The sequence below is a fragment of the Kitasatospora sp. LaBMicrA B282 genome (genome assembly GCF_050325825.1).
Lineage (GTDB): Bacteria > Actinomycetota > Actinomycetes > Streptomycetales > Streptomycetaceae > Kitasatospora.
The window spans coordinates 1-3,643 of the sequence record NZ_JBNQTI010000319.1 but is presented as its reverse complement, the minus strand read 5'-3'; the positions used below and the strand labels follow the sequence as shown (position 1 = coordinate 3,643).

General features: G+C 75.8%; 4 protein-coding genes. 3 read left to right on the top strand and 1 reads right to left on the bottom strand.

Features of this window, described 5'->3' with window-relative positions; genetic code table 11:
- From ACQRUO_RS38920 to ACQRUO_RS38910, 3 genes are all read left to right on the top strand, one after another.
- The coding region (locus ACQRUO_RS38920) for a 2-oxo acid dehydrogenase subunit E2 (RefSeq protein WP_428320915.1) at positions 1-1,060 on the top strand (1,060 nt) is incomplete at its 5' end.
- 147 nt (positions 1,061-1,207) lie between these two features.
- Positions 1,208-1,774: a Uma2 family endonuclease gene (locus tag ACQRUO_RS38915; protein ID WP_428320914.1), complete on the top strand. Its 567-nt coding sequence runs from the start codon at positions 1,208-1,210 to the stop codon at positions 1,772-1,774.
- Between the two features lie 88 nt (positions 1,775-1,862).
- Positions 1,863-2,378, top strand: a complete 516-nt coding sequence (locus ACQRUO_RS38910) for a DUF4240 domain-containing protein (protein WP_428320913.1) — start codon at positions 1,863-1,865, stop codon at positions 2,376-2,378.
- A gap of 28 nt (positions 2,379-2,406) precedes the next feature.
- Here ACQRUO_RS38910 and ACQRUO_RS38905 read toward each other — a convergent pair.
- Positions 2,407-3,643: hypothetical protein (locus ACQRUO_RS38905; RefSeq protein ID WP_428320912.1), on the bottom strand; the 1,237-nt coding region annotated here is incomplete at its 5' end.

Sequence of the window (3,643 nt, the reverse complement as noted above, 5' to 3'; positions counted from 1 at the left end):
TCTGCCGGCCCCTGTTGCCGCGCCCGTCGCCGCCCCGGCTCCGGTCGCCGCCGCTCCGGCTGCTCCGGCCCCGGTCGCCGCCCCGGCCCCCGTCGCCGCCGCGCCCGCTCCGGTCGCCGCCGACAGCGGTGACGCCTACGTGACCCCGCTGGTCCGCAAGCTCGCCGCCGAGCACGGCATCGCGCTCTCCGCCGTGGCCGGCTCCGGCGTCGGCGGTCGGATCCGCAAGCAGGACGTCATCGCCGCCGCCGAGGCTGCCGCCGCCGAGGCCGCCGCTCCGGTCGCCGCCGCCCCGGTCGCCGCCGCTGCCGCCCCGAAGGCCGCCGCCGAGCCGTCCCCGCTGCGTGGCCAGACGGTGAAGATGCCGCGGATGCGCAAGGTCATCGGCGACAACATGATGAAGGCCCTGCACGAGCAGGCCCAGCTGACCAGCGTGGTCGAGGTGGACATCACCAAGATCATGAAGCTGCGCGGCAAGGCCAAGGACGGCTTCCTGGCCCGCGAGGGCGTCAAGCTCTCCCCGATGCCGTTCTTCGTCAAGGCCGCCGCCCAGGCGCTGAAGACCAACCCGGTCGTCAACGCCCGGATCAACGACGCCGAGGGCACCATCACCTACTTCGACACCGAGAACATCGGTATCGCGGTGGACTCCGAGAAGGGCCTGATGACCCCGGTCATCAAGGACGCGGGCAACCTCAACCTGGCCGGCATCGCCAAGAAGACGGCGGAGCTGGCGGGCAAGGTCCGCGGCAGCAAGATCACCCCGGACGAGCTGTCCGGCGCGACCTTCACCATCAGCAACACCGGCTCGCGCGGTGCGCTGTTCGACACCGTCATCGTGCCGCCGAACCAGGCCGCCATCCTGGGCATCGGCGCGACGGTCAAGCGCCCGGCCGTCATCGAGACCGCCGAGGGCACCGTGATCGGCATCCGCGACATGACCTACCTGTCGCTCTCCTACGACCACCGCCTGGTGGACGGCGCCGACGCCGCCCGCTACCTGGTCGCGGTCAAGGAGATCCTGGAGGCCGGCGAGTTCGAGGTCGAGCTCGGCCTGTAAGGCCCGCCCGGGCCGGCCGCACAGCCCGGGACCGGACGGCCGGTGCACCCCGCTCGGGGCGCACCGGCCGTCCGCCGTTCCCGGGGCCGGCCACCCGCTAGGCTGCGACGGCGTCGAGGTGCCCGCTGAGCCCGCAGGAGGCAGCCCATGACCGGCGACCCGATCGTGCCGAGCCGGCTGCCCCGGCCGATCACCGCAGGCGAGTACGACTCCTGGTTCGAGGAGCGGTGCGACAGCATCGAGATCGTCGACGGGCTGGTCGTTGCAGCCCCGAGCGCCTCCAAGCGGCACAACCGCCTGGCCCGCCTGCTGGCGAACGCACTGGATGCGGCCGGCGGGACGGAGTGGAACGCCGACCTCGACTTCGACGTGCGGCTCCAGGACGTGCCGCTGAACAACCGCCGTCCTGACGTGGTGGTCTACCGGGCGGACACCCTGGATCTGACCCCGACCCGCCCCGAGCACGTGCTGCTGGTGGTCGAGGTGGTGTCGCCCGGTTCCGAGACCACCGACCGGGTCGTCAAGGTCGCCCAGTACGCGACCGCCGGGATCCCGTTCTACTGGCGCGTCGAGCAGGCACCGACCGGCGTGCCGCTGGTGTACACCCACCTCCTCGACCCGGCTGCCCAGGCGTACCGGGAGGGCGAGGTGTTCACCGGTACGGTCCGCGCCACCGTGCCGTTCGAGGTCGAGGTCGAGCTCCGGAGCGGGTGAGCCACGCCGCCCTTCGGCTGAACGGGGTGGGTGGCGCGGGCGCGGATGGTGTGCGCTCCGGGGGTGGAGCGGCCATGCTGGAGCGGTGATGTACGAGACCGACTTCTGGCAGCTCGTCGACGAGACCCGCGAGGCCGCCGGCGGGGATCCCGACGAGCAGGCCGAGCTGCTGGTGGAGCGGCTCGTGCAGCTCACCCCGGACGAGGTGGTGGACTTCGCCCGGCTCTTCGAGGCGCGGTTCCAGCGGGCGTACACCAGGGAGCTGTGGGGCGCGGCCGCCCTGCTGCTGGACGGGGCCTCGGAGGACGCCTTCGACTTCTTCCGGTGCTGGCTGATCGCACAGGGGCGGGAGGTGTTCGAGGGTGCGGTGCACCATCCGGACGACCTGGCCGAGCTGGTGCCGGACTTCGACGAGGAGGAGGACGGCGACGCCGAGGACTTCGGCTACGCCGCCGACGAGGCGCACGAGCGGCTGACCGGCCTGCCGCTGCCGGACCTGGGCAACAACCAGCCGCGCCAGCCGGAGGGCGTCCCGTTCGACTTCGACGACCCCGGCGAACTGGCGAAACGATTCCCCAAACTCTGGGAGCTCTACGGGGATTGAGGCGGTTGCCGGGTCGGTGACGGTCGGGTCAGGCGGCGTTCGGCGGTGGGGCCGTGGCGGGTGCCGTCGGCGTGGCGGACCCGGTCGGGTCGCCGGACCCGGCGGTCCCGGCGCCCGCGGCCGGGCGGATGCCGGTGGCGATCCGGTCCAGGGTGTCGGGGCTCGGGGCCTGCGGGTCGTCGTCGACCGTGCCGACCATGGTGGTGAAGCCGCCGCCGGGCGCCGGCACCGCGACCAGCAGCAGGTAGCCCGGCCCGGACCGGGCGGGCGTCACGTGCCAGCGGACCGCGAAGCCGACCGCCCCGGCCACCGTGACCGGCCCGCTGTCCAGCTCCCGGTGATCGGTGAGCGGGCCGTAGCAGAGCAGGGCGTCGGCGGCGATGGTGCGGCGGGCCACGGTCTCGGCGTCCGGGCCGGCGGCGGGGGCGCTGTCGACCGCGAAGTCGCCGCAGCCGCCGGGGGTGGCGCACGGGTAGCCGCCGGTGACCAGCTGGGCGGCCGTCGAGGCGTCGTGCGGCGCCGAGTCCCACCCGTCGGGCAGCGGGATGGTCCAGCCGTGCACGGCGTCCTGGACACCGCCGCCGTCCGGAGCGGTCGGCGCCGCGCTCTGCGTCCCGCCGCCCGGGGCCGCGCCGACGGCCGGGGCGGACGGGGCAGCGGACGGGGCCGCGGGCGTGGTCGGGACCGCCGAGGAGCCGGCGCCGCCGGGCAGCGGGCTGCGCGGCGCGGGCCGGGCGGGTGCGGGGGCGGCGGCGCCCGCGGCCGAGCGGTCGGGCTGGGCCACCGAGCTGCCGAGCACGGCGATCGACAGCCCACCGGCCCCCACGACGAGGGTCAGCGCGCCGGACACCAGCCCGAGCACCAGCCCGGTGCGCTTCTTCGGGGCGGCCGGCGGGTACGGCGGCAGCGGCGGGGAGACCGGGTGCGGGGGCAGCGGCGGGTGCGCCGGGGGCGGTGCCTGGGGGGACGGCGGGACGGGTGGCGCGGGCGGGCCGGAGTAGGCCGGGCCGGGCTGCTGGTAGCCGTAGGCGACCGGGGCGGGCGGTGGGTAGCCGTAGCCGCCGAAGCCCTCGGGCTCGGGGATGGCCGGGTGGCCGTAGGCCGGCGAGGCGTCGGAGACGGCGGTGGCGGGCTCGGCCGGCGGCGCGGCGACCGGTCGGGCGGACGGCCGGAAGGCGGCGGGCGGCCCGGCCACGATGACCGGTGCGGTCGCGGGGGCGGGCGCGGTCGCGGGGGCGGGGGCGGGCACCGCTGCGGGTACGGCG

Excerpts from the sequence above, each read along its gene's own strand:
- ACQRUO_RS38915 (WP_428320914.1), top strand. The coding sequence starts at position 1,208 with ATGACCGGCGACCCGATCGTGCCGAGCCGGCTGCCCCGGCCGATCACC.
- ACQRUO_RS38910 (WP_428320913.1), top strand. The coding sequence starts at position 1,863 with ATGTACGAGACCGACTTCTGGCAGCTCGTCGACGAGACCCGCGAGGCC.